Source organism: Mycobacterium sp. NGS11 (genome assembly GCF_059813315.1).
In genome coordinates this window covers 305643-328133 of the sequence record NZ_JCALEJ010000003.1, presented here as the reverse complement: position 1 = coordinate 328133, position 22491 = coordinate 305643, and the positions used below count along the sequence as shown (strand labels likewise).

General features: G+C 67.6%; 23 protein-coding genes. 12 read left to right on the top strand and 11 right to left on the bottom strand.

Annotated features, from left to right (window positions below):
* The first annotated feature begins 50 nt into the window (after positions 1 to 50).
* The gene (locus tag AC5Y4T_RS06560) at positions 51 to 1535 is read left to right on the top strand and encodes an acetyl-CoA acetyltransferase (protein WP_499952475.1); all 1485 of its coding nucleotides are present in this window, start codon (positions 51 to 53) and stop codon (positions 1533 to 1535) included.
* Positions 1536 to 1647: 112 nt separating this feature from the next.
* On the top strand, positions 1648 to 3768 hold the full coding sequence (locus tag AC5Y4T_RS06555; RefSeq protein ID WP_499952474.1) for an NAD-dependent epimerase/dehydratase family protein: 2121 nt from the start codon (positions 1648 to 1650) through the stop codon (positions 3766 to 3768).
* Between the two features lie 65 nt (positions 3769 to 3833).
* Here the strand turns inward: AC5Y4T_RS06555 and AC5Y4T_RS06550 are convergent, their stop codons facing one another.
* The 7 genes from AC5Y4T_RS06550 to AC5Y4T_RS06520 all read right to left on the bottom strand — a co-directional run bounded on the left by AC5Y4T_RS06550 (position 3834) and on the right by AC5Y4T_RS06520 (position 10377).
* Positions 3834 to 4559 carry a DUF72 domain-containing protein gene (locus tag AC5Y4T_RS06550; protein ID WP_499952473.1) on the bottom strand — a complete coding sequence of 242 codons (726 nt, stop codon included), beginning with the start codon at positions 4557 to 4559 and terminating at the stop codon, positions 3834 to 3836.
* A 7-nt stretch (positions 4560 to 4566) separates the two neighbouring features.
* Positions 4567 to 5193, bottom strand: coding sequence for an HhH-GDP family DNA glycosylase (locus tag AC5Y4T_RS06545; protein WP_499952472.1), 627 nt, complete (start codon positions 5191 to 5193; stop codon positions 4567 to 4569).
* Between the two features lie 41 nt (positions 5194 to 5234).
* Entirely contained in the window at positions 5235 to 5567 is a 333-nt protein-coding gene (locus tag AC5Y4T_RS06540) for a TfoX/Sxy family protein (protein WP_499952471.1), read from the bottom strand.
* A gap of 40 nt (positions 5568 to 5607) precedes the next feature.
* A complete protein-coding gene (locus AC5Y4T_RS06535) occupies positions 5608 to 5997 on the bottom strand; it encodes a nitroreductase family deazaflavin-dependent oxidoreductase (protein ID WP_499916547.1) in 390 nt (129 codons plus the stop codon).
* Between the two features lie 69 nt (positions 5998 to 6066).
* Positions 6067 to 6507 carry a hypothetical protein gene (locus tag AC5Y4T_RS06530; protein WP_499952470.1) on the bottom strand — a complete coding sequence of 147 codons (441 nt, stop codon included), beginning with the start codon at positions 6505 to 6507 and terminating at the stop codon, positions 6067 to 6069.
* A gap of 216 nt (positions 6508 to 6723) precedes the next feature.
* A complete protein-coding gene (gene lon, locus AC5Y4T_RS06525) occupies positions 6724 to 9045 on the bottom strand; it encodes an endopeptidase La (RefSeq protein WP_499952469.1) in 2322 nt (773 codons plus the stop codon).
* Between the two features lie 90 nt (positions 9046 to 9135).
* Entirely contained in the window at positions 9136 to 10377 is a 1242-nt protein-coding gene (locus tag AC5Y4T_RS06520) for an alpha-hydroxy acid oxidase (RefSeq protein WP_499916541.1), read from the bottom strand.
* Positions 10378 to 10395: 18 nt separating this feature from the next.
* Between AC5Y4T_RS06520 and AC5Y4T_RS06515 the strand changes: the two genes are divergently transcribed.
* On the top strand, positions 10396 to 10833 hold the full coding sequence (locus AC5Y4T_RS06515) for a DUF1810 domain-containing protein (RefSeq protein ID WP_499952468.1): 438 nt from the start codon (positions 10396 to 10398) through the stop codon (positions 10831 to 10833).
* Positions 10834 to 10853: 20 nt separating this feature from the next.
* Here the strand turns inward: AC5Y4T_RS06515 and AC5Y4T_RS06510 are convergent, their stop codons facing one another.
* Genes AC5Y4T_RS06510 through AC5Y4T_RS06500 form a run of 3 tightly spaced genes read right to left on the bottom strand, consistent with a single transcriptional unit; the run spans position 10854 to position 13354 of the window.
* Complete coding sequence (locus tag AC5Y4T_RS06510; RefSeq protein ID WP_499952494.1) at positions 10854 to 12170, bottom strand: alpha-amylase family protein; 1317 nt, start codon at positions 12168 to 12170, stop codon at positions 10854 to 10856.
* 19 nt (positions 12171 to 12189) lie between these two features.
* On the bottom strand, positions 12190 to 12726 hold the full coding sequence (locus AC5Y4T_RS06505; protein ID WP_499916537.1) for an alkyl hydroperoxide reductase: 537 nt from the start codon (positions 12724 to 12726) through the stop codon (positions 12190 to 12192).
* A 40-nt stretch (positions 12727 to 12766) separates the two neighbouring features.
* On the bottom strand, positions 12767 to 13354 hold the full coding sequence (locus AC5Y4T_RS06500) for a peroxiredoxin (protein WP_067358595.1): 588 nt from the start codon (positions 13352 to 13354) through the stop codon (positions 12767 to 12769).
* A 101-nt stretch (positions 13355 to 13455) separates the two neighbouring features.
* Here AC5Y4T_RS06500 and AC5Y4T_RS06495 point away from each other — a divergent pair, with 101 nt between their 5' ends.
* The 4 genes from AC5Y4T_RS06495 to AC5Y4T_RS06480 all read left to right on the top strand — a co-directional run bounded on the left by AC5Y4T_RS06495 (position 13456) and on the right by AC5Y4T_RS06480 (position 16392).
* The gene (locus AC5Y4T_RS06495; protein ID WP_499916534.1) at positions 13456 to 14391 is read left to right on the top strand and encodes a hydrogen peroxide-inducible genes activator; all 936 of its coding nucleotides are present in this window, start codon (positions 13456 to 13458) and stop codon (positions 14389 to 14391) included.
* Between the two features lie 23 nt (positions 14392 to 14414).
* On the top strand, positions 14415 to 15116 hold the full coding sequence (locus AC5Y4T_RS06490; RefSeq protein WP_499952467.1) for an EthD domain-containing protein: 702 nt from the start codon (positions 14415 to 14417) through the stop codon (positions 15114 to 15116).
* Positions 15117 to 15125: 9 nt separating this feature from the next.
* Positions 15126 to 15569, top strand: a complete 444-nt coding sequence (locus AC5Y4T_RS06485; protein ID WP_499916529.1) for a PPOX class F420-dependent oxidoreductase — start codon at positions 15126 to 15128, stop codon at positions 15567 to 15569.
* Between the two features lie 73 nt (positions 15570 to 15642).
* Positions 15643 to 16392 carry an enoyl-CoA hydratase/isomerase family protein gene (locus tag AC5Y4T_RS06480; RefSeq protein ID WP_499952466.1) on the top strand — a complete coding sequence of 250 codons (750 nt, stop codon included), beginning with the start codon at positions 15643 to 15645 and terminating at the stop codon, positions 16390 to 16392.
* 8 nt (positions 16393 to 16400) lie between these two features.
* Here the strand turns inward: AC5Y4T_RS06480 and AC5Y4T_RS06475 are convergent, their stop codons facing one another.
* Positions 16401 to 16586 (bottom strand): (2Fe-2S)-binding protein, encoded by a 186-nt coding sequence (locus tag AC5Y4T_RS06475; RefSeq protein ID WP_499952493.1) that lies wholly within the window; start codon positions 16584 to 16586, stop codon positions 16401 to 16403.
* A 324-nt stretch (positions 16587 to 16910) separates the two neighbouring features.
* On the opposite strand from AC5Y4T_RS06475, the gene bfr reads away from it, so the two are divergent.
* From bfr to AC5Y4T_RS06450, 5 genes are all read left to right on the top strand, one after another.
* Complete coding sequence (bfr, locus tag AC5Y4T_RS06470) at positions 16911 to 17390, top strand: bacterioferritin (RefSeq protein ID WP_067358580.1); 480 nt, start codon at positions 16911 to 16913, stop codon at positions 17388 to 17390.
* An 85-nt stretch (positions 17391 to 17475) separates the two neighbouring features.
* The gene (locus AC5Y4T_RS06465; protein ID WP_499916523.1) at positions 17476 to 19548 is read left to right on the top strand and encodes an MDR family MFS transporter; all 2073 of its coding nucleotides are present in this window, start codon (positions 17476 to 17478) and stop codon (positions 19546 to 19548) included.
* A gap of 65 nt (positions 19549 to 19613) precedes the next feature.
* Complete coding sequence (locus tag AC5Y4T_RS06460; protein ID WP_499916521.1) at positions 19614 to 20108, top strand: carboxymuconolactone decarboxylase family protein; 495 nt, start codon at positions 19614 to 19616, stop codon at positions 20106 to 20108.
* Between the two features lie 79 nt (positions 20109 to 20187).
* On the top strand, positions 20188 to 21072 hold the full coding sequence (locus tag AC5Y4T_RS06455; protein WP_499916519.1) for a TIGR03854 family LLM class F420-dependent oxidoreductase: 885 nt from the start codon (positions 20188 to 20190) through the stop codon (positions 21070 to 21072).
* A 60-nt stretch (positions 21073 to 21132) separates the two neighbouring features.
* Positions 21133 to 22485 carry a type I glutamate--ammonia ligase gene (locus AC5Y4T_RS06450; protein WP_499949485.1) on the top strand — a complete coding sequence of 451 codons (1353 nt, stop codon included), beginning with the start codon at positions 21133 to 21135 and terminating at the stop codon, positions 22483 to 22485.
* Positions 22486 to 22491: the final 6 nt, after the last annotated feature.

Sequence of the window (22491 nt, the reverse complement as noted above, 5' to 3'; positions counted from 1 at the left end):
TCGAGGGCCGGCGGGGCGGCCGGATCCGTAGCCACGCTAAATTCGTTCGCATGAGCGTCGACCCCAGGACCCCGGTGCTGATCGGCTACGGCCAGGTCAATCATCGCGACGAGATCGACCCGGCAACCCGCTCGGTCGAGCCGATGGACCTGATGGTGGCGGCGGCCCGGCAAGCGGCCGCTGCCGCGGTGATCGAGGCGGTGGATTCCATCCGCATCGTGAACATCCTGTCGGCGCAGTACCGCGACCCGGGCCTGTTGCTCGGCCAGCGAATCGGTGCTTCCGACTTCACCACGCTGTACAGCCCCGTCGGCGGCAACGTGCCGCAGTCACTGGTCAACCAGGCCTGCCTGGACATCCAGCGGGGCCACGCCAAGGTGGTGCTGCTGGCCGGCGCCGAAACGTGGCGCACCAGGCGCGGTCTGCGGGCCAAGGGCGCCAAGCTGGTCTGGACCGAGCAGGACCAGTCCGTCCCGATGGCCGAGGTCAGCGGCGACGACGTCCCGATGGCCGGTGACGCCGAGATCAGGATCTCCCTCGATCGGCCCGCCTACGTCTATCCGATGTTCGAGGAGGCACTTCGGATCGCGAACGGCGAGTCGATCGACGATCACCTCGAGCGCATCGCAGCGCTGTGGGCACGGTTCAACGCTGTGGCGGTGGACAACCCGAACGCCTGGATCCGCAAGCCGTCAAGCGCCGACGACATCAGCCAGCCGGGCCCGCACAACCGGATGATCAGTTGGCCCTACACCAAGCTGATGAACTCCAACAACATGGTCGACCAGGGCGCCGCGCTCGTCCTGACCTCGGTCGGGGAGGCGACGCGGCTGAAGGTCCCCGCCGAGCGGTGGGTGTTCCCGCACGCGGGTACCGACGCCCACGACACCCCGTCCATCGCCGAACGCCACGAACTGCACCGCTCGACGGCGATCCGGATCGCCGGTGCCCGGGCACTCGAACTGGCCGGCGTGGGGATCGACGACATCGACTACGTCGACTTGTACTCCTGCTTTCCCTCCGCGGTTCAGGTCGCCGCGTCCGAGCTCGGGTTGCGCGTCGACGACCCCGCCCGTCCGCTGACGGTCACCGGCGGGCTGACGTTCGCGGGCGGACCGTGGAGCAACTACGTGATGCACTCCATTGCGACCATGGCGGAGTTGCTGGTGGCCAATCCGGGCCGGCGTGGCCTGATCACCGCCAACGGCGGCTACCTGACCAAACACAGCTTCGGGGTCTACGGCACCGAGCCGCCTGCCGAATTCCGTTGGGAAGACACGCAACCGGCCGTCGACCGGGAGCCGACCACCGACGCGGTGGTCGAGTGGGAAGGCGTCGGCATCGTCGAGGCCTGGACGACGCCGTTCGACCGTGACGGCCGGCCCGAGAAGGCATTCCTGGCCGTGCGTACGCCCGACGGGTCGCGTGCGCTGGCCGTGGTCACCGATCGCGCCGCGGCGCAGGCATCGGTGCGTGACGATATCGGTGGCGCCAAGGTTGCCGTCGCCGCGGACGGTAGCGCGACGCTGCACTAACCCGGCCGCCCCCATCACGCGAGGTGGCCGAACCGTTACCGGACTAACGGTCGCGTAGCCCATGCCTGCTTGCCTATTGTTGAGTACTGAGGGTTGGGGGAGGTGAGCCCAGGTGCACATCCTGGTTACCGACGCCACCGGCGCACTCGGGCGGCTGGTCGCTGGACAGCTGATCGCTGCCGGACACACGGTCACCGGCATTGCTGAGCTTTTCCATCCATGCCTGGACCGCAACGTCGAATTTGTTTGCGCTTCGCTGCGGGACCGGGTCCTTCGGGAGCTGACCGACGAAGCCGACGCGGTGATCCACCTGGCGCCCATCGATCCGTCCGTCCCCGGCAGCGCCGACATGGACGGGCTTGCGCGGGTGACCGACGCGGCCGCCCGCGCCGGCTCCCGGCTGCTGTTCGTGTCGCAGGCTGCCGGCCGGCCGGAGCTATATCGGCCCGCCGAGGACCTGGTGGCCTCGAGCTGGGGCCCGACGGTTGTCGTCCGGATCGCACCACCGGTCGGTCGCCAGCTGGACTGGATGGTGTGCCGTACCGTGGCCACGCTGTTGCGCGCCAAGGTCTCGGCCCAGCCCATGCATGTGCTGCATCTCGACGACCTGATGCGCTTTCTGGTTCGGGCGTTGAACACCGACCGCACCGGTGTCGTGGACCTCGCCAGCCCCGACACCGTCAATCTGATCACCGCGTGGCGGGTGTTGCGGTCGACCGACCCGCGGTCCCGGCTGCATCGGGTGCGTAGCTGGTCACAACTGATGCCGCAAATGAATGTCTGTGCCGCACAAGAGGATTGGTTATTCGAATTCGGCTGGCACGCGCTGGACGCGGTCGCCGACACCGCCCGCGGACTCGTCGGCCGCCGGCTCGACACCGCGGGCGCGATCAACCACGGCGGACGGCTGGCCCTGCCGGTGGAGGTGCTGGCGCACCCCCGGCGGAAGGCCGACGAAGCCCACAGCGCGGCACCCGAAGGCGCCGAGGGCGAATTCGACGACCAGATCGACCCGCGGTTTCCGGTCTTCAGCGGCTCTGCCCTCAACGAGGCGCTTCCTGGACCGCTCACGCCGATCACGCTCGACGTGCAGCTGAGTGGGCTGCGCGCCGCGAACCGGGTCCTGGGTCAGGTGCTCGCGCTCGGCGGCGCGGTCGACGAGGAATGGGGCAACAGGGCCATCGCGGTGTTCGGCCATCGCCCCTACGTCGGGGTGTCGGTCAACTTGATCGCCGCCTCCCAGCTGCCCGGTTGGGACCAGGAGGCCATCGTCCGCGACGCCCTGGTCGGCCAGCCCCACGTCGGGGACCCACTGCCGTTCGGTGAGCCGGCCCTGGCGGGCGGAGCGCTGGGCTCGGTCGCCAAGGCGCTTGCTGCCGGACGGTCGGTGGCGGCATTGCGCCATTTGCGGGCCGACACCCGGGCCTACGGCGCGGCCGCGGCCGCCGAAAACCTCGATGCCGGCCGGCTGCGGTTGCTCCCGGAGGCGGCGCTGGAAGTTCGGCTGCGGCTGTTGCGCGACCGCATTCATCAGGGCTGGATCCTCAACGCGCTGTGGTTGATCGAGGCCGGCATCAGCGCCGCGGCGCCGGTGCGTAGTCAGGCGCGCCGCGGTGTCCCCGGGGTGGGCATGATCGCCGACAGCGATCTGGTCACCACGGAGATCGCCGAGTTGGCGGCCACGCTGCGGGCCGACCCGCCGTTGTGTGCACTGGCGGAGGAGGGCAACCTCGCGAGCATTCGCGCGTTGTCGCCGGCGACGGCGGCCGCCGTGGATGCCGCTGTCGCGCGGATCGGGCACCGCGGCCCGGGGGAGGCCGAGCTGGCCAGCGCGACCTTCGCCGACGACCCGACGATGCTGCTGATCGCCGCGGCTGCCGCCGCCGCGCAGCCCGCCCCGGTGCTGACGCAGGACGAACGGTCGGCCGCCCGCGGCTCGCGGGCGCTGGCCCACGACGCCACCATGCGCTTCACGCATGAGCTCCGAATGACGTTGCGCGCCTTGGGATTCCTGCGCGTCGAGGCGGACCTGATCGACGACGTCGAGGACATGTACTACTTGACCTGCAATGAACTGGTCACCTTGCCCGGAGATGCGCGGTTGCGGATCAAACGCCGCCGCACCGAACGGGAACGGTTGCAGGTGCAATGCCCACCTGACGTCATCGACGGAACGTGGACTCCGGTGCGGCGCAGCGCTGACCACCCCAGCGCCGGGCAAGCTGTCAGCTGACGGTCCCGAGACGGCCAGCGCGCAGATGTCGATGTCGACCGGGTGTGCGGCCTGCCCGTCAGCGCTCACCCCAGGAGTTCGCGCAAGGCCACCGCATTGCGGACCGCGTGGCCACCCAGGTCGTTGTTGAAATACATCCACACGTCCCTGCCGTCGCCGTCCCACTCGGCGATGCGATCGGCCCATCTCCGCAAGTCGTGGTCGGAATACGAGCCGGCGTAGTTGGCTTCGGGATCCGGGCCGTGCATCCGGATGTACACCAGGTCGGTGGTCGCCCGGGGGATGCACTCGAGACCGAGCCCGCTCATCACGACGTAGGCGGCGCGACGGTGTTCCAGTATGTCGAATACGGCGGGGTCGTTCCACGATGGGTGACGCAATTCGACGGCGACGCGGATCGTCTCGGGCACGAGGGCCAAGAACGCATCCAGGCGCGCGTCGTCGCGCTGCTGCTCGGGGTGTAATTGCACGAGCAAGACCCCGTGCCGATCACCCAGCAGACGCCAACAACGTTCGAACCGTTCGATCCACGGCTCGGGTGAGGCCAGCCGGCGGTAGTGCGTTAATCCGCGGTGGGCCTTGACCGACATGGTGAAGCCCTCCGGCAGCTGCTGGCGCCAGCCCGTGAAGGTCGAATCCTGGGGCCAGCGGTAGAAACTCGCGTTCAGCTCGACGGTATCGAATACTTCGATGTAGCGGGCGAGCCGGCGCGCCGACGGCGTTCCGGTCGGATACAGCACGTCCACCCAGTGGTTGTATGACCACCCCGAGGTACCGATGCGTATGGTCACTATTCGCTCAGCCGGTCACCCGCCGACGCACATCATCGTCGAGCGACGCCCTGACCAGCGCGGCGGCGAGCCGCGCATTGGCTTGCGGCGCAAGCGATTCGAACTGTTCAGGCGCGGCGGGCAGGTTCAATTGCTTGGCGGTTCCGGTGGCGCGGTCGTCGAAGTATGGACGCACCCAGGTCCAGACGTCCTGAACTTCGCGCAGGTAGATGTCTGCGCCCGTATCGCCGATTCCCTTGAACTCCTTGAGCATTCGTTTGGCCGTGGGCGCGTCGCGCCGACTGCGATCGGCCAGCCGGCGTAGATCACCGGCGTAGTCGTCACGAACGCGGTCGGCCATTTCGACGAGGCGGGTCGCAGAGCTCTCGTCGTAGCGCACGTAGTGCGCGCGGCCGAACGCCTCGATCATGGTCCGCCGGTCGGCGGCTTGCACGGCTTTCGGTGTCCGCAGACCGACCTTGAACAGTTCGCGCGCGGCGGCCATGGCTATGCCCGCGTCGATCGGCTTGCTGGCCAGCATGCACAGCACCAAGAGCTGAAACAGCGGCATCGGCTTGTCTCTCAAGGCAATACGCGCCTGCGACGCGTACGTCGTGCCCGCGACGTCGAGCAGTCGACGCACCCGCTTGTCCATAGGCACCCGCGTACCCGCGCCCCGGGCCAGCAAAACGGGCGCTACTTGGGAGGCAGGCTGCGGGCGTAGCCGACTCCGTGGTTCACCCAGCCCTGAAGCTGGCGTTTATTTCGCACACCGGCGGCGTCGACGCGTAGCCAGCCCCGGGCTTCCCGGCCGGCCATCACCATCGGGCTCACATGGGCGCGCTCAGCGAGCTTGTCGGTGTCCTCCGGCGGCACCCGCACCAAGAGCCCGCCCTGGCCGCTGGCGGCCACGGACATGTCGCCGTTGATCAGGAATGCCAGACCGCCGAACATGCGTTTCTCCTCGACGCCGCGCTCTGAGCCGAGGAGTTCCCGGATCCGGTTGGCCAGGTCTTCGTCGTAGGCCATGGGCCGACCCTAATCCCGGCGACCGACAGATGCGGAGGCGTCAGTCCAGATCGACGCGGATGGTCAGCAGGTCGCTGCCCATCAGCCGCACCATCGCGCTGTTCATTCGCGGCAGGTTACCCAGCCGCTGCAGGGCATCGTCGTCGGGCAGCAGGTGCGCGGTGCCGTTGCGCCACCGTCCGCCGACCCGCACCCGGACAGCGGGATTTGCCTTGATGTTGCGCACATAGTCCGAGTGCTCGCCGTGTTCGGAAACCATCCAGAACTGGTTGTCGACGACGCGCCCGCCCACCGCGGTACGCCGCGCCTGTCCGCTCTTGCGTCCAGTGGTTTCGAGCATCGTCATGGGCAACTGACGGCCCACCGGATTGACCAACAGCCGTTGAACGCGGTGGACCACTCGCCGTTTAAGGTCGCGCAAGTCGCTCATAGCCTGCGATTCTGCCGTAGACGAGAACAGCCGCCACCATGCTGGTGGCGGCTGTCTCTGACGCGCTGTTTAGACCGGCGGCGCCGCAACGAAGTTACCGTCGGGCAAGAAAACGCCCCACTGGTTTACCGCCGGGTTGAACACAACCGGATAGTCGCCCGGCTGGCCCATCGGCGCCCAGCGGGCCGGATACCCATAGCTGCCCGGGTCGTTGTAGTGTCCCGGCGGCGGGAAGCCGTGCTGCCCGGGCGGCAGCGGTGTGCCCGGGCCGTTGCAGTTGACACCAGGACCGCCGTTACAAATCGGCTGCGGCACCCACGGCCCCTGTCCCGGTCCATTCCGGTCGGGAACGTTCGGACCCGGCACGTTTGGCCCCGGAACGTTCGGCCCGGGCCCCGGCACGTTGGGGCCATTGGGGTCGGCCTGCGCGAACCCCACGCCAACCCCGAGCGCGCCCGACGTCAACGCGCCCGCGATCGCGGCGCTAGCAGCTATTCTGTTCAACCTCACGATGAACTCCTTGTCCGGCCGCTCACCGCCGTTCGGCGGCTCGCGACATGATTTGTTGTCCGTCACCCGCGTCCTTTGACGTCGGGTGGAGGTCAAACCCCCCTCGGCTGGCTTTGCCTCTGCCCTCGCGGTTACCCCCGGCCCGGGGAAGCCAAAACCCTTGGCAATCCCCGGGCACCACTTCGACGGCTCATCAGACCGGCGTTTGACAGATCCTCAGGCGGCCACGGTGGCCGTCTGCGCCGCTGGTTCCAGCGCCTGGGCCACGATCTGGGCGACGTCGGTCATCGGCCGCACGTCCAGCGCCTCGAGCACCTCCGCCGGGACGTCGTCCAGGTCCGGCTCGTTGCGCGACGGGATGAAAACCGTTGACAAGCCGGCACGCTGGGCCGCCAGCAGCTTCTGCTTCACGCCGCCGATCGGCAGCACCCGCCCGTTCAGCGTGACCTCGCCGGTCATGCCGACGTCGGAGCGCACCTGGCGTCCGGTGGCCATCGACACCAGCGCGGTCACCATGGTGACGCCGGCCGACGGCCCGTCCTTGGGCACCGCGCCAGCCGGCACGTGCACGTGGATACGCCGGTCCAGCGCCTTGGGGTCGACGCCCAGCTCGGCGGCGTGGGAACGCACGTAGGACAGCGCGATCTGCGCCGACTCCTTCATCACGTCGCCCAACTGACCGGTCAACTGCAAACCCGGCTCGCCGTCGGTGGCGCCCGCTTCGATGTAGAGCACGTCGCCGCCCAGGCCTGTCACGGCCAGGCCGGTGGCCACGCCGGGCACCGCCGTGCGCTCGGCCGACTCCGGCATAAACCGCGGGCGGCCAAGGTAATCAACCAGATCCGGCTCGTCGATGGTCAGCGCGGCCGGACCCTCGGCCAGCTTGGTGGTCACCTTGCGCAACGCCTTGGCCAGCAGCCGTTCGAACTGCCGCACCCCCGGCTCGCGGGTGTAGTCGGCGGCGATCTTGCGCAGCGCATCGTCGGTCACCGCGACCTCCTCCTCGGTCAGCGCCGCGCGCTCGCGCTGCCGGGGCAGCAGGTAATCGCGCGCGATGGCGACCTTGTCGTCTTCGGTGTAACCGTCGATCTGCACCAACTCCATGCGGTCCAGCAGCGCCGACGGGATGTTCTCGATGACGTTGGCGGTGGCCAGGAACACGACGTCGGACAGGTCCAGGTCCAGATCCAGGTAGTGGTCGCGGAACGTGTGGTTCTGCGCCGGGTCGAGCACCTCGAGCAACGCCGCACTCGGGTCGCCGCGATAGTCGGAACCGACCTTGTCGATTTCGTCAAGCAGCACAACGGGATTCATCGATCCCGCCTCGCCGATGGCGCGCACGATCCGGCCGGGCAAGGCCCCCACGTAGGTGCGACGGTGCCCGCGGATTTCGGCCTCGTCGCGCACACCGCCCAGGGCGACGCGCACGAACTTGCGACCCAACGCCCTGGCCACGCTTTCGCCCAGGGACGTCTTGCCGACGCCGGGAGGACCGGCCAGCACCATCACCGCGCCGGAGCCGCGTCCGCCGACGACCTGCAATCCGCGCTGCGCGCGGCGGGCCCGCACGGCCAGGTACTCGACAATGCGGTCCTTGACGTCGTCCAGCCCGTGGTGGTCGGCGTCCAAAACTTCGCGTGCGGCCTTGAGGTCGGTGGAGTCCTCGGTGCGCGCGTTCCAGGGCAGGTCGAGCACCGTGTCCAGCCAGGTGCGGATCCAGCCGCTTTCCGGGCTCTGGTCGCTGGAACGTTCCAGCTTGCCGACCTCGCGAAGCGCGGCCACGCGCACCTTTTCGGGCAGCTCGGCGGCCTCGACGCGGGCCCGGTAGTCGTCGGATCCATCGGGCTCGCCCTCGCCCAATTCCTTGCGGATGGCCGCCAATTGTTGACGCAGCAAGAACTCCTTCTGCGTCTTCTCCATGCCCTCGCGCACGTCCTCGGCGATCTTGTCGCTCACCTCGACCTCGGCCAGATGCGAGCTGGTCCAATCGATCAGCACGCGCAACCGCTCGGCGACATCGACGGTCTCCAGCAGCTGCCGCTTCTGGGCATTGGTCAGGTAGGACGCGTAGCCGGAGGTGTCCGCCAGCGCCGACGGGTCGGTCAACCGGTTGACGTAGTCGATGATCTCCCAGGCCTCGCGCCGTTGCAGCATGGCCAGCAGCAGCTTTCTGTACTCCGCCGTCATGGCTTTGATCTCGTCCGTCGTCTCGGTCTCGGGGACCTCGGTCACCTCGACCCACAGCGCCGCACCCGGTCCGGATGCTCCTGCCCCGATCTGGGCCCTGCGCTCACCGCGCACCACCGCCGCGGTGCCGCCGCCGGCGATGCGTCCGACCTGCAAGATCTTCGCTATCACGCCGTGCGACGGATACCTGTCCTCGAGCCGGGGGGCGATCAGCAGCTGCCCGGAGTCGCTCGCCTGTGCGGCGTCGATCGCCGCGCGCGCGGCCTCGTCCAGCGCGATCGGCACCACCATTCCGGGCAACACGATGGTGTCAGTGACAAACAGCACCGGCACCGACTTGGCTTCAGCCATCAAATCCTCCAAAAGTTGAGTCTGATGCGCTTAACCCAGCACGCCGCCGGATTGTTCCCGAATCAGGTTTCGCCGTGAGCGTGAGGCCGCTCACCGCGGCGACATGGGACCCAGCCGTTTGAGCTGCGTGACGTGCTTCGGCGACAGCTCTTCCAGGCAGGTGACGCCCAGCAGCGCCATGGTCCGCACAATCCCGCCGGCAAGGATGTCGATCGCCCGCGCGACGCCCGCCTCGCCACCGGCCATCAGGCCGTACAGGTAGGCCCGCCCCACCAGCGTGCAGCGGGCCCCCAGCGCGATCGCGGCGACGATGTCGGCGCCCGACATGATGCCGGTGTCCACCAAGATCTCGGTGTGTTTACCAAGCTCGCGCGCGACGACGGGCAGCAGGTGGAAGGGCACCGGGGCCCGGTCCAGTTGGCGCCCACCATGGTTCGACAACACCAGGCCGTCGACGCCGCGGTCGACGACGGCGCGCGCATCCTCGAGCGTCTGAATCCCCTTCACGACGAGCTTGCCGGGCCACTGCTCCTTGATCCATTCCAGGTCGTCGAAGGTGAGGCTCGGGTCGAACATGGTGCTCAAGTATTCGGAGACGGTGCCCGGCCAGCGATCCAGCGAGGCGAAGGCCAGCGGCTCGGTGGTCAGCAGATCGAACCACCATTTCGGGTGCGGCACCGCGTCGAGCACCGTGCGCAGTGTCAGGGTGGGCGGGATCGTCATGCCGTTGCGGTTGTCCCGCAGCCGCGCACCGGAGACCGGAACGTCGACGGTCGCCAGCAGGGTGTCGAATCCCGCGGCGGCGGCGCGCCGCACCAGCGCCATCGAGCGCTCGCGATCGCGCCACATGTAGAGCTGGAACCACTTTCGGCCCTGCGGGACGGCGGTGACCAGATCTTCGATCGCGCAGGTGCCCAGTGTGGACAGCGAGAACGGGATGCCCGCGCGGGCCGCCGCTTGCGCGCCGGCGATCTCGCCCTCGGTGTGCATCAAACGGGTGAAACCGGTGGGCGCGATCGCGAATGGCAACACCACCGGCCGGCCCAGTACGTCCCAGCCCGCGGTGACTTGGGAGACGTCGCGCAGGATGGTCGGATGAAATTCGATGTCGCGGAACGCTTGTCGAGCACGTTCGATCGACAGCTCGTCTTCGGCGGCGCCGTCGGTGTAGTCGAACGCGGCCTTGGGGGTGCGGCGTTTGGCGACGGCTCGCAGATCCTCGATGGTGTACGCGGCGTCGAGGCGGCGCCTGGTCGGGTTGAACCGGGGCCGCTTGAATTGCATCAGCGGTGCCAGGTCGCGCACTTTGGGCACTCGTCGTCGGACTGCCATGTGTGCAACCGTAGTCACATGGCATCGGCAGGCGACCCCTTCGATCTCAAACGCTTCGTGGACGCCCAGGAGCCGGTGTACGGCGATGTCGTCGACGAGCTGCGCGCCGGACGCAAACGCAGTCACTGGATGTGGTTCGTCTTCCCCCAGTTGCGCGGGCTGGGCGGCAGCGCCATGGCGGCCCGGTTCGGCATCGCCTCGCTCGACGAAGCCGGCGCCTACCTGCGCCATGAGTTGCTGGGGCCGCGGTTGCACGAGTGTTCTCGGTTGGTCACCGCGGTGCAGGGGCGATCGATCGGCCAGATTTTCGGCTCGCCGGATGATCTCAAACTGCGCTCGTCGATGACGCTGTTCGCCCGCGCCACCGAGGACAACCAGGACTTCGTCGCGGTGCTCGACAAGTATTACGACGGCCACCAAGACCGGCTGACGCTGGAATGGCTTGGCGCGCCGTAGGCGGCGCAATGAATCCCGCCCTAGGCCGGGCTCAGGATCCGCCAGCCCCGCGCCTCGACCTCGACGGAGTCGACGACGTCGGGCGGCGGGGCCGCCGATCCGCCGATCACCTGTGCGCGCGGCGTGCCGAGCTCCGGTAGCGAGACGCGCAGCGGCTCGTCGTCGATATTGAGCACCACCAGCAGCGCATCGTCACCGTTGCGCGTCTCGTACACGTACTGCCGGTTTTTCAGCAGCCGTGCCGTGGTAGCTGCCGCGTGCAGCCAGGGGTAGCGGCGCCGCAGCCCGACCAGATACTGGTGCAACCGCCAGGTCTTGACCCCGAATTCATCCAGTTGCATTGGGGGAGAACCGAACTCGGGCCGTACCGCGTCGTCGCCGCCGTACCGTTCTTCCTTGACTCCGGCAAACCCGAGTTCGTCGCCGGCATACACGCTGGGCACCCCGCCGATGGTCAGCAACAGCACCAGCGCGTGGGCCACGTGTTCGGGTGTGTCCAGCCGGCTGGCGATGCGCGTGACGTCGTGGTTGCCGATGAACGTCAGCGGTGAGAAGGCGGTCAGGAAATCGTTGTGGCGCTGCATCGCCCAGTCGAGTTCGAAGAAGTTGCCGTCGTTGAGGCTGCTCCAGATCGCCTTCCACAGCTCGTATTGCGTGGCCGAGTCGAAGGTGGCGGCCCGGACGTAAGCGGCGTAGTCGCCGTGAATGAGTTCGCCGACGAACCATGCGTTCGGGTAGCGCTCGCGCACCCGCGGCAGCGTTGCGGCCCAGAAGTGTTGTGGCACCGCGTAAGCGGCATCGAGACGCCAACCGTCGGCGCCGCGCCCCAGCCAGTGCGCCATCACGTCGACGGTGTAGTCGGCGACTTCGGGGTTGTCGTGGTTGAGGGTGATCAGCCCGGAGTGGCCTTCGAAGGTGTGGAAACGGCCGGGACGTCCGCGAAACCAGCGCGCGGCGCCGTCGTCGTCGGCAGCCTGCCGGTAGCGCGCGAAATCCTGCCCGACGTGATTGAACACGCCGTCGAGAAGCACGCGCAGCCCGCGGCGATGCGCCTCGGCGACCAGGTGGTCGAAGTCGGTGTCATCACCCAGTCGGGGATCGATGCGGTAGTGGTCGGTGGTGTCGTAACCGTGTGTGCGCGAGGCGAAGATGGGACCGAGCGCAATGCCCGATGCGCCGAGTTCGATGGCGTGGTCCAACCAGTCGACGAGCCGCCGCAACCGGTGTTGCTCCGGTTGCGGCGGCTCGTTTGACTGCGGCGTGGGGAATGCTCCCACGAACCCCAGGGGGTAGACCTGCCACCAGATCGCGTGCTGGACCCAGGCGGGCTCGGTCACGGCGGTCACGACGGCGCGGTCAGCCGACCGCTGCCAGCGTTTGGGCGGTGACGATCGCTTGTGCCACACCGGAAATGATCGCCGCGGCCTTCAACGCCTCCTGGATCGTTTCCCGGCTGACACCGGCCTCGCGCAGCGTGTGCTCGTGAGCGGCCACGCAATCCGGGCAGCCGTTGATCGACGACACGGCGAACGACCACAGTTCGAAGTTGACCTTCTCCACGCCGGGATTGGCGATGATGTTCATCCGCAATCCCGCGCGCAGGTCGTCGTACTTGCCGTCCAGGAAGCCGCGGCCACGGTAGAACACGTTGTTCATGCCCATGATCGACGCGGCTCCCAGCGCCGCGTTGTATGCCTCCGCGGACAGGATGTCGGCCGCCTCGGCCCCGATCTCGGTGAGCACCTGGGTGTTTCGGGTCGCCGCGGCGCTGGCCAGCAGCGTGCCCCACAGCTGCTCCTCATTGAGCTCGGTCGTGCGGGTGATCGAGCCCAGGTTGAGCTTGAGATCCTTGGCGTACTCCGGTAGCGCTTCTTTGAGGTTGTCGACGCTCATCTCGCCTCCTAATCAAGCCTTGTACCCGTCCGGGCCCGACTTAAGCCGACTGCTTGAGCAGCTCGGTGGCGTCCAGCGTCGGGTCACCCTTGCGCCAGTTGCAGGCGCACAGCTCGTCGGACTGCAGTGCGTCCAGCACCCGCAGCACTTCTTCGACGTTGCGGCCCACGGAGCCCGCGGTGACCGAGACGAACTGGATCTCGTTGTTCGGGTCGACGAGGAAGGTCGCCCGGTCCGCCACGCCGTCGGCGTTCAGCACGCCGGTGCCCAAGCTCAGCTCCCGCTTGATGTCCGAGAGCATGGGGAACGGCAGCTTCTTCAGGTCCTCGTGCTGCGCACGCCAGTTGAAGTGCACGAACTCGCTGTCGATCGATACGCCGAGCACCTGCGCGTCGCGGTCCTCGAATTCGTCGTTGAGCTTGCCGAACGCGGCGATCTCGGTCGGGCACACGAACGTGAAGTCCTTCGGCCAGAAGAACACCACGCGCCACTTGCCGGCGTGGTCCTCGTTGGTGATGGTGGTGAAGTAGTCCCCAGGCTGCTTGGCGTCGACCTTGGACAGATCGCCCGCGATCAACGCAGTGAGCTCGTAGGCGGGGAACTGGTCGCCGATGGTCAGCAGAGGCATATCGCTCCTTGTCTGGATTTAATCAAGATTAGCTTTCCTTCCCAATAGTGCCGGGTACTCTAATTGAAGTAAAGGTGATATTTCCCACTAGAGTTATAGGTATGTCCGATAAGAGTTATCAACCCACGATCGCCGGCCTACGCGCATTCGTCGCGGTCGCCGAGAAGCGGCAATTCAGCAGTGCGGCAACGGCTCTCGGTCTTAGCCAGTCGACGCTGTCGCAAGCGCTGGCGGCACTGGAAGCCGGGTTGGGCACCCAGCTGGTTGAGCGCTCCACCCGGCGTGTCTTCTTGACACCGGAGGGCAGGCAGCTGCTGCCACGCGCCCAGGCCGTCGTCGAGGCGGCGGACGCGTTCAGCGCAGCGGCGGCGGGTTCGTCGGACCCGCTGAGGGCAGACATGCGCCTGGGCCTGATACCCACCGTGGCCCCCTACGTGCTGCCGACGGTGCTGGCCGGTGTTGCCGAGCAACTGCCGGAGCTGACGCTGCGGGTGACCGAAGACCAAACCGAACGGCTGTTGGCGGTCTTGCGGGAGGGCGCGTTGGACGCGGCCCTCATCGCCCTGCCTGCCGAGGGCGCCGGCCTGACCGCTATCCCGATCTACGACGAAGATTTCGTACTAGCCCTGCCGCCGGGCCATCCGCTGGCAGGTAAGCGCCGGGTGCCGGCCACCGCCCTGGCCGACCTGCCGCTGCTGCTGCTGGACGAGGGCCACTGCCTGCGTGATCAGGCGCTCGACGTCTGCCACAAGGCGGGCGTACGAGCGGAACTGGCCAATACCCGGGCCGCGTCGCTGGCGACCGCGGTGCAATGTGTGACCGGCGGCCTGGGCGTGACGCTCATTCCCCAGAGCGCGGTGCCGGTCGAGGCGTCCCGAAGCCGCCTGGGCCTCGCGCAGTTCGCGGCGCCTCGCCCCGGCCGGCGGATCGGTTTGGTTTTCCGCTCGTCGAGCGGGCGCGACGAGTCCTACCGCCGGCTGGCCGGGCTCATCGGCGAACTGATCAGCAGCCAGCATCAAGTGCGGATGGTGAAGTAGGCGATCGCCTGTAGGTTCTGCGTATGGAGAAGGTCATCGCAGTGCTCAGACGTGCCGAGCCGGACGACGCGTGGTGCGCCCGGCAACGTGGACACGTCGCCGATGCGCTGCTGCAACTGGGCGTCGCCGGGCTGCAGATGAACGTTCGTGACAGCAACGTGCGTCATTCGCTGATGACACTGACGACCTTGAAGCCGCCCGTGGCAGCGGTGGTGAGCATGTGGACCCAGCAGTGCTACGGCGACCAGACGACGGCGGCACTCAAATTCCTCGGCCAGGAATGTGAGCAGCTGGCCGCGTACCTGGTGACCGAGTCGGTCCCGATGGTCGCTCCACCATCCGAACCCGGCACTCGCACACCAGGTTTGGCCAACATCGCGCTGCTGCGCCGTCCTGACGGCATGGACGAGGCGACCTGGCTGCACCGTTGGCAGCGTGATCACACGTCGGTGGCCATCGAAACGCAGTCGACGTTCGGCTACACCCAGAATTGGGTGGTGCGGGCGCTTACCCCCGATGCACCGGGAATCGCGGGCATCGTCGAGGAGTTGTTCCCACCGGAGGCCATCACCGACCTCAAGGCTTTCTTCGGAGCCGTCGATGATGACGACCTGCAGGACCGATTGGGCCGAATGGTCGCCAGCACAACGGCATTCGGTGCCAACGAGAACATCGACACCGTGCCGACCAGCCGCTACGTATTCGCGACACCGTTCCGGGATTGAGGTCCGATCATGACATCACTCGACGAGGCAGTGACCCTGGCCAAGGGGGAAAGCGGGCTGGCGGTGATCTCCACCGTTCGCGCCGACGGGACGGTGCAGGCTTCGCTGGTCAACGTGGGCCTGCTGGCGCACCCGTCGACCGGCGAGCAAGTCCTCGGCTTCACCACCTACGGCAAGGTCAAGCTGGCCAACCTGCGCGCCCGGCCGCAGCTGGCCGTGACTTTCCGCAACGGATGGCAGTGGGCGACCGTCGAGGGCCGCGCCGAACTAATCGGCCCCGACGATCGCCAGCCCTGGCTGACGGGAGCGGATCAGCTGCGGTTGCTGCTCCGCGACGTGTTCACCGCCGCGGGCGGCAGCCACGACGACTGGGACGAGTACGACCGGGTGATGGCGTCCGAAGGGCGCGCCGTCGTGCTGATCGCCCCAACCCGGGTCTACAGCAACGGCTAGCCTCGGGGCTGCTGGCGTGGTGACCCGCTGCGCCCGGCTGCGCCGCGCTTGCGATCCCCACTAGGCTGCTGGCGTGACGCTGCAGATCGATGACGAGAACCGGGTGCGCACCCTCACGCTGAACCGGCCCGAGGCGCTCAACGCGTTCAACGAAGCCCTCTACGACGCCACCGCCGAGGCGCTGCTCGCCGCCGCCGAAGACCCCGAGGTCGCCGTCGTGCTGCTGACCGGCGCCGGTCGTGGCTTCAGCGCCGGCACCGACCTGGCCGAGATGCAGGCTCGCATCGCCGATCCCGGCTTCACGCCCGGTAAGCACGGCTTCATCGGACTGATCAACGCGCTCAGCGCGTTTCCCAAGCCGCTGATCTGCGCGGTGAACGGCGTGGGCGTCGGGATCGGCGCCACCATCCTCGGCTACGCCGATCTGGCGTTCATGTCGTCGACCGCGCGCCTGAAGTGCCCGTTCACCAGCCTGGGCGTGGCGCCCGAAGCGGCTTCGTCATATCTGTTGCCCCAGCTGGTCGGCCGGCAGAACGCGGCCTGGCTGCTGATGTCGTCGGAATGGGTCGGCGCCGACGAGGCGTTGCGCATGGGCCTCGTGTGGCGTGTCTGCGAGCCCGACGAGCTGTTGGCCCAGGCCCGCCGGCACGCCGAAATCCTTGCCTCCCGGCCGATTTCGAGCCTGATGGCCGTCAAGCACACGATGATGGAACCGGTCCGCCCGGAAATCGTGGCGGCCACCGGTCGGGAAAACGCGCACTTCGCCGAACTCATGGGTGCGCAAGCCAATGCGGCGGCCCTGGCCGACTTCAACAAACGCTGAGGCGGCGCCTAAACCGACTGCGCCGTTTGCAATCTGGCCGCGTCGGCCAGGATGGCACGCAGCGTGCGCCGGCAGCGGCCGCAGTCACCGCCGGCGCCACATGCGGCTGCTATCTCTTTGGAGGTCGATGCGCCCTGAGCGACGACGTCGCACACGGTCTGGTTGGTGGCCCCAACACAGAGGCACACGTACATCAGCGCACCTCCTGCACGTCCGCGTCCCCTTCGTCGTTGGTCCAGCGTCTGCGACTCGTCCCCGGCCGAGGCATCGAGCACCATGGTGATGAGGCCGAATACGCGTGCCGCTTATTAGTGGAGTCTAACCTAAGTTCGTAAGCCCAGTCTAACCTAACCAAGGCGCGACTTACTTCACTCGGCACGTCACTGAGTGCAGCCAAACCTTGCTGGAACATTCCCAGGGGCCGTGGCAAAGTGCTGCTAGCGCCCGGGTTTGTGCGCGACAGCCCAGCGCACCCGCCGCGGCCACACACGACAGCCGCTCACACCGTAGGAGTGACAATGCAAGGGGATCCGGAAGTTTTGCGTCTGCTCAACGAACAGTTGACCAGCGAGCTCACCGCGATCAACCAATACTTCCTGCACTCCAAGATGCAGGACAACTGGGGGTTCACCGAGTTAGCTGAGCACACCCGGGCCGAGTCTTTCGACGAGATGCGCCACGCCGAGGCGATCACCGACCGCATCCTGTTGCTCGACGGCTTACCGAACTACCAGCGGCTGTTCTCACTGCGCATCGGCCAGACGCTACGCGAGCAGTTCGAGGCCGACCTGGCCATCGAATACGAGGTGATGGAGCGGCTCAAGCCGGCGATCATCCTGTGCCGGGAAAAGCAGGACTCCACCACGGCGAACCTTTTCGAGGACATCGTGGCCGACGAGGAAAAGCACATCGACTACCTCGAGACCCAGCTGGAATTGATGGACAAGTTGGGCGTGGAGTTGTACTCGGCGCAGTGCGTGTCGCGGCCACCCAGCTGACTCTCGGGCGCCGCCCCGCGGGGTTTTGGTTGCCACCGGTTGACCGTGGGCACTCATTACCATCGAACGCCGTGGGAAGGCAGGCATGACGAGGGCGACACCAACAGCGGCTCCGGCCGGCCACGCTCCGGATTCGCAGCCCGGCAATGTCGCGGTCGACCCGCAGCGTCGCAACTTCATCTTCGTGGCGATCCTGCTGGGCATGCTGATGGCCGCACTGGACCAGACGATCGTGGCGACCGCGTTGCCGACTATCGTCGCCAATCTCGGTGGCGCAGGCCATCAATCGTGGGTCGTCACCAGTTACCTCCTCGCCTCGACCATCATCACCGCCCTCGTCGGCAAGTTCGGTGACCTCTTCGGCCGCAAGCGGGTGTTTCAGTCGGCGGTCGTGTTCTTCGTCACGGGATCGGTGCTGTGCGGCCTCTCCAGTTCGATGGGCATGCTGGTCGCGTCGCGGGCGCTGCAGGGCGTCGGCGGCGGCGGGCTCATGGTGACCGCCATGGCCCTGATCGGCGAGGTGATCCCGCTGCGGGACCGCGGCCGCTACCAAGGGGCCATGGGAGCGGTGTTCGGCGTCACCACCGTGATCGGTCCGCTGCTCGGCGGCTACTTCACCGACCACTTCACCTGGCGGTGGGCGTTCTGGATCAACGTGCCGATCTCCGTCGTGGTCTTCTTCGTGGCCGCCGCCGCCATACCGGCGCTGACCAACCGGACCAAACCGGTCATCGACTACACCGGAATCGTGTTCGTCGGCCTGGGCGCGACCGGCCTGACGCTGGCCACCAGTTGGGGCGGGACCACCTATCCGTGGGGATCGCCCACGATCATCGGCCTGTTCGTCGGTTCGGTCATCGCGTTGTGCGTCTTCGCCTGGGTGGAGAGCCGCGCCCCCGAGCCGATCCTGCCGATCCGGTTGTTCGGGAGTTCGGTGTTCACCGTCTGCTGTGTGCTGTCTTTCGTGGTCGGGTTCGCGATGCTGGGCGCCCTGACGTTCCTGCCGACGTACATGCAGTTCGTCGACGGCGTCTCGGCCACCACGTCGGGCCTGCGCACCTTGCCGATGGTGATCGGGATGCTGACGACCTCGATGGGCAGCGGTGTCATCGTCGGCCGCACGGGCAGATACAAGGTCTTTCCCGTCGCCGGCACCGCCGTCATGGCGGTGGCGTTCTTTCTGATGTCGCGCATGGACCCGTCGACATCCACTTTGGTCCAGTCGTTGTTCCTCGTCATCCTCGGCGCCGGGATCGGGATGTGCATGCAGACCCTGGTCCTGATCGTGCAGAACACCTCGAGCTTCGACGATCTCGGCGTCGCGACCTCCGGCGTCACCTTCTTCCGCACGATCGGCAGCTCGTTCGGAGCGGCCATCTTCGGTTCGCTGTTCACCAACTTTCTGCACAGCCGGATCGGCCCGGCGATGGCGGCAAGCCGCGCGCCCGCCGCGGCCGCCGCGTCGCCGGAGGCGTTGCACCGGCTGCCACACGAGGCGGCCGCCCCGATCGTCGCCGCCTACGCCGAGTCGCTCACCCACGTGTTCGGATGGGCGGTTCCGGTAGCGCTGGTGGGTTTCGTGCTGGCGTTGTTCCTCAAACAGGTCCCTCTTCGGGAATTCCACGACAGCACAGTCGATCTCGGCGACGCGTTCGGGATGCCGACCAGCGAGACACCGGACCAGATGCTGGAGAATGCGATCGCACGGACGATGCGTGGCGTTCCCGGCATGCGATTGCGCAGCATCGCGATGCGACCCGATTGCCGACTCGACGTCGCCGGGCTCTGGGGAGTCCTGCGAATCAACCGCTACACACAGATGTACGGCACCGCCCGGGTCACCGATATGGCGGACTACCTACGGGTACCGTTCGAGGTTCTCGAGCCGACCTTCGCGCACTTGGTCTCCGCGGGTTATGCGCAGCGCGACGGCGAGCAGATCTGGCTCACGCCGGCCGGGGGGCAACAAGTCGCCTACGTGCACTCGCTGCTGTTGGCCTGGCTGGTCGACAAGCTGTCCCGGTCGCCCGACTTCCAAGGTCGCCCGGACCGCCGCGCCGTGGAAGCGGCGCTGGACCGCGTTGCGCATCGTCTTCTGGCGCAACGTGATTGGCAGGATGAACAACCGACGATGGCGATCCCGGCGGCCGCTCACTAACCGGTGTCCATACCCATTCGCCGACATCCCCGCCCCTAGGTCCGACCCGGGCGTACCATCACGCCATGAGCCGAATCGGAACATTTGCTGACGACGACCTGGCCGGCTGGTTTGCGAAGTCTCCGGACATCGGCGGCGCGCTCGGCGGCTTCAGCCAGGCGGTCTACACCAAGAACCGGTTGCCGTTGCGCACGCGCGAACTTGCCCGCGCCGTGATCGCCCACCGCAACGAATGCGTCGTCTGCGTCAACACCCGAGACGAGGACGGACCCGCCGCAGGCGTCGACGAGGAGCTCTACGACCACGCCCCCGAGTGGCGCACCTGGCCCGGGTACAGCGAACAGGAGCGGCTGGCCGCCGAATTCGCGGACCGCTTCGCCACCGACCACACGGCGCTCCGCGACGACGAAGACTTCTGGAGCCGTTGCGCCGAACACTTCTCCGATGAGTTGCTAGCTGACCTCGCCCTGTCCTGCGCGCTGTGGGTCGGCATGGGCCGAGTGCTGCGGACCCTCGACATCGGCCAGGCCTGCAAGCTCACCATCCCCAGCCGCGCATAGTCGCCCACGTTCGCGGGCACAAACGGCGCCGCCGCCGTGTTGCGATACGAACGCAACGACGGGCATGGAGGGTGAAGCCGTGAAGATTCGATTCGGCGTTGGGCTCGGCGCCGACACCGCCCCGGATCAGCTGGCGGCCATCGTCGATCACCTCGAGGCCGCCGGGGCGGACTCGCTGTGGTTTTCCGAGCTGGTGTATTCCCCGGCGGTCGATCCGGTGGTCGGCATGGCGTATGCACTCGCGCGGACGACCCGGTTGAAGGTGGGGACGTCGGTGGCGGTGCTGCCGGGCCGGCACCCGGTGCTGGTGGCAAAGCAATTGGCGTCCCTGGCGGCGGTCGCGCCGAAGCGGGTCCTCCCCGTCTTCGGTCTCCGCTCGGCCATACCGGCCGAACGCGAAGTCTTCGTGGTCCCCGACGGCGAGCGCGCGGCGGTGTTCGACGAGTCGCTGCGGTTGCTGCGAGCGGCACTCGTCGAGGAGTCGGCGACGTTCGCCGGCCGGTATTTCAGCGTCACCGATGTTGCCGTTGCCCCGAGACCGACACCGCCGCTGGACATTTGGGTTGGCGGATCGGCGGAGGCGGCGTTTCGGCGCATCGGCGCGCTGGGCGACGGCTGGCTGGGCAGCTTCCTTACCCCGGCGGAGGCGCGGGACGGGCGAGAAGCGATCGAGCGGGCGGCGGCGCAAGCAGGGCGCAGCATCGACCCCGACCACTTCGGCATCTCATTGGCCGTTGCGGAGGACGGAGTATTGCCCGCGGAATTGGCCGCGGCGGTGCGCCGGCGCCGCCCGGACCGAGACCCCGGCGAACTGATCGCCGCCGGGTGGGATCAGCTGCACCGGCAACTCGACGCCTACATCGAGGCGGGATTGACGAAGTTCGTCATCCGGCCGGTGGGCAAAGCGCCGGTGGATGGCTTTTTGGATCGGTTCGTCACCGAACTCGTCGCCCGGCAGAACTGAGCGACACCGCTGACGCCGTTTGCCGTGCCGGAGCGGTCCGGGATTGGGAGAATGGCTCGCATGACCGGCACACCGCTCGCCGCCGCGGCCATTGCCCAGCTGGAGGCCGAGGGCGTCGACACGGTCATCGGCACGGTGGTGAATCCCGCCGGGCTGACCCTGGCCAAGACCGTTCCGATTCGGCGTACGAACACATTCGCGGATCCGGGGCTGGGGGCCAGCCCGTCCTGGCACGCGTTCGCCATCGATCAGACCGGCATCGCCTTCACCCCCGACGTCGGCGTGGTGGGGGACCAGCGCCTCCGTATCGACTTGTCCGCGTTACGCATCGTCGGTGACGGTCTGGCCTGGGCGCCCGCCGCGTTTTTCGAACAGGACGGCACCCCCGTTCCCACGTGTGGCCGGGGAACGTTGCGTCGCATCGAGGCCGCGCTCACCGAAGCCGGCGTCGAGGCCTCGATCGGGCACGAAATCGAATTCCTCCTGGTTGGACCGAACGGCGAGCGGCTCCCGTCGACCTTGTGGGCGCAATACGGCCTGGCCGGTGTGCTCGAGCACGAGGAGTTCGTGCGGGACGTGATCGGATCGGCCACGGGAGCCGGCATTTCGATCGAACAGTTTCACCCGGAGTACGGCGCCAACCAGTTCGAGATCTCGCTGTCCCCACAGCCCCCGGTTGCCGCCGCCGATCAGCTGATACTGATGCGGCTCATCATCGGCCGCGCGGCCCGTCGCCATGGGCTGCGCATCAGCCTGTCACCCGCACCCTTCGCCGACGGCGTCGGATCCGGGGCGCACCAACACTTTTCGCTATCGGCGTCCGACGTGCCGTTGTTCTCCGACGGCCCCGAATCCCGGGGCATGACGACGACGGGGGAGAGCGCGATAGCGGGCGTCGTTCGCGGCCTGCCGGAGGCCCACGGCGTGCTGTGCGGGTCGATCGTCTCCGCCTTGCGGATGCGGCCCGGCAACTGGGCCGGCGCCTATGCGTGCTGGGGCACCGAAAATCGCGAGGCCGCGGTGCGATTCGTCACCGGCGGACCGGGAAGTCCCCGGGGCGGCAATGTCGAGGTGAAGATCGTCGACCCGTCGGCGAACCCGTACCTGGCGTCGGCGGCCATCCTCGGCCTGGCCCTCGATGGGATCAAATGCCAGTTGGCACTTCCGCCCGAGATCACCGTCGACCCGGCCCAACTTTCCGATTCCGACCGCGAGCAAGACGGCATCGCGCGCCTGACCGACTCGCAGGCCGAAGCCATTGCGGCACTCGACGGCTCGGAAGCGATGCGCCGCATCCTGGGCGATCCGGTGGTCGACATGGTGGTCGCGGTCCGGCGCATGGAGCAGGAGCGCTACGGCGACCTGGGGCCCGAGCAGCTTGCGGACAAGTTCCGCATGGCCTGGAGCCTGTGACGCGCC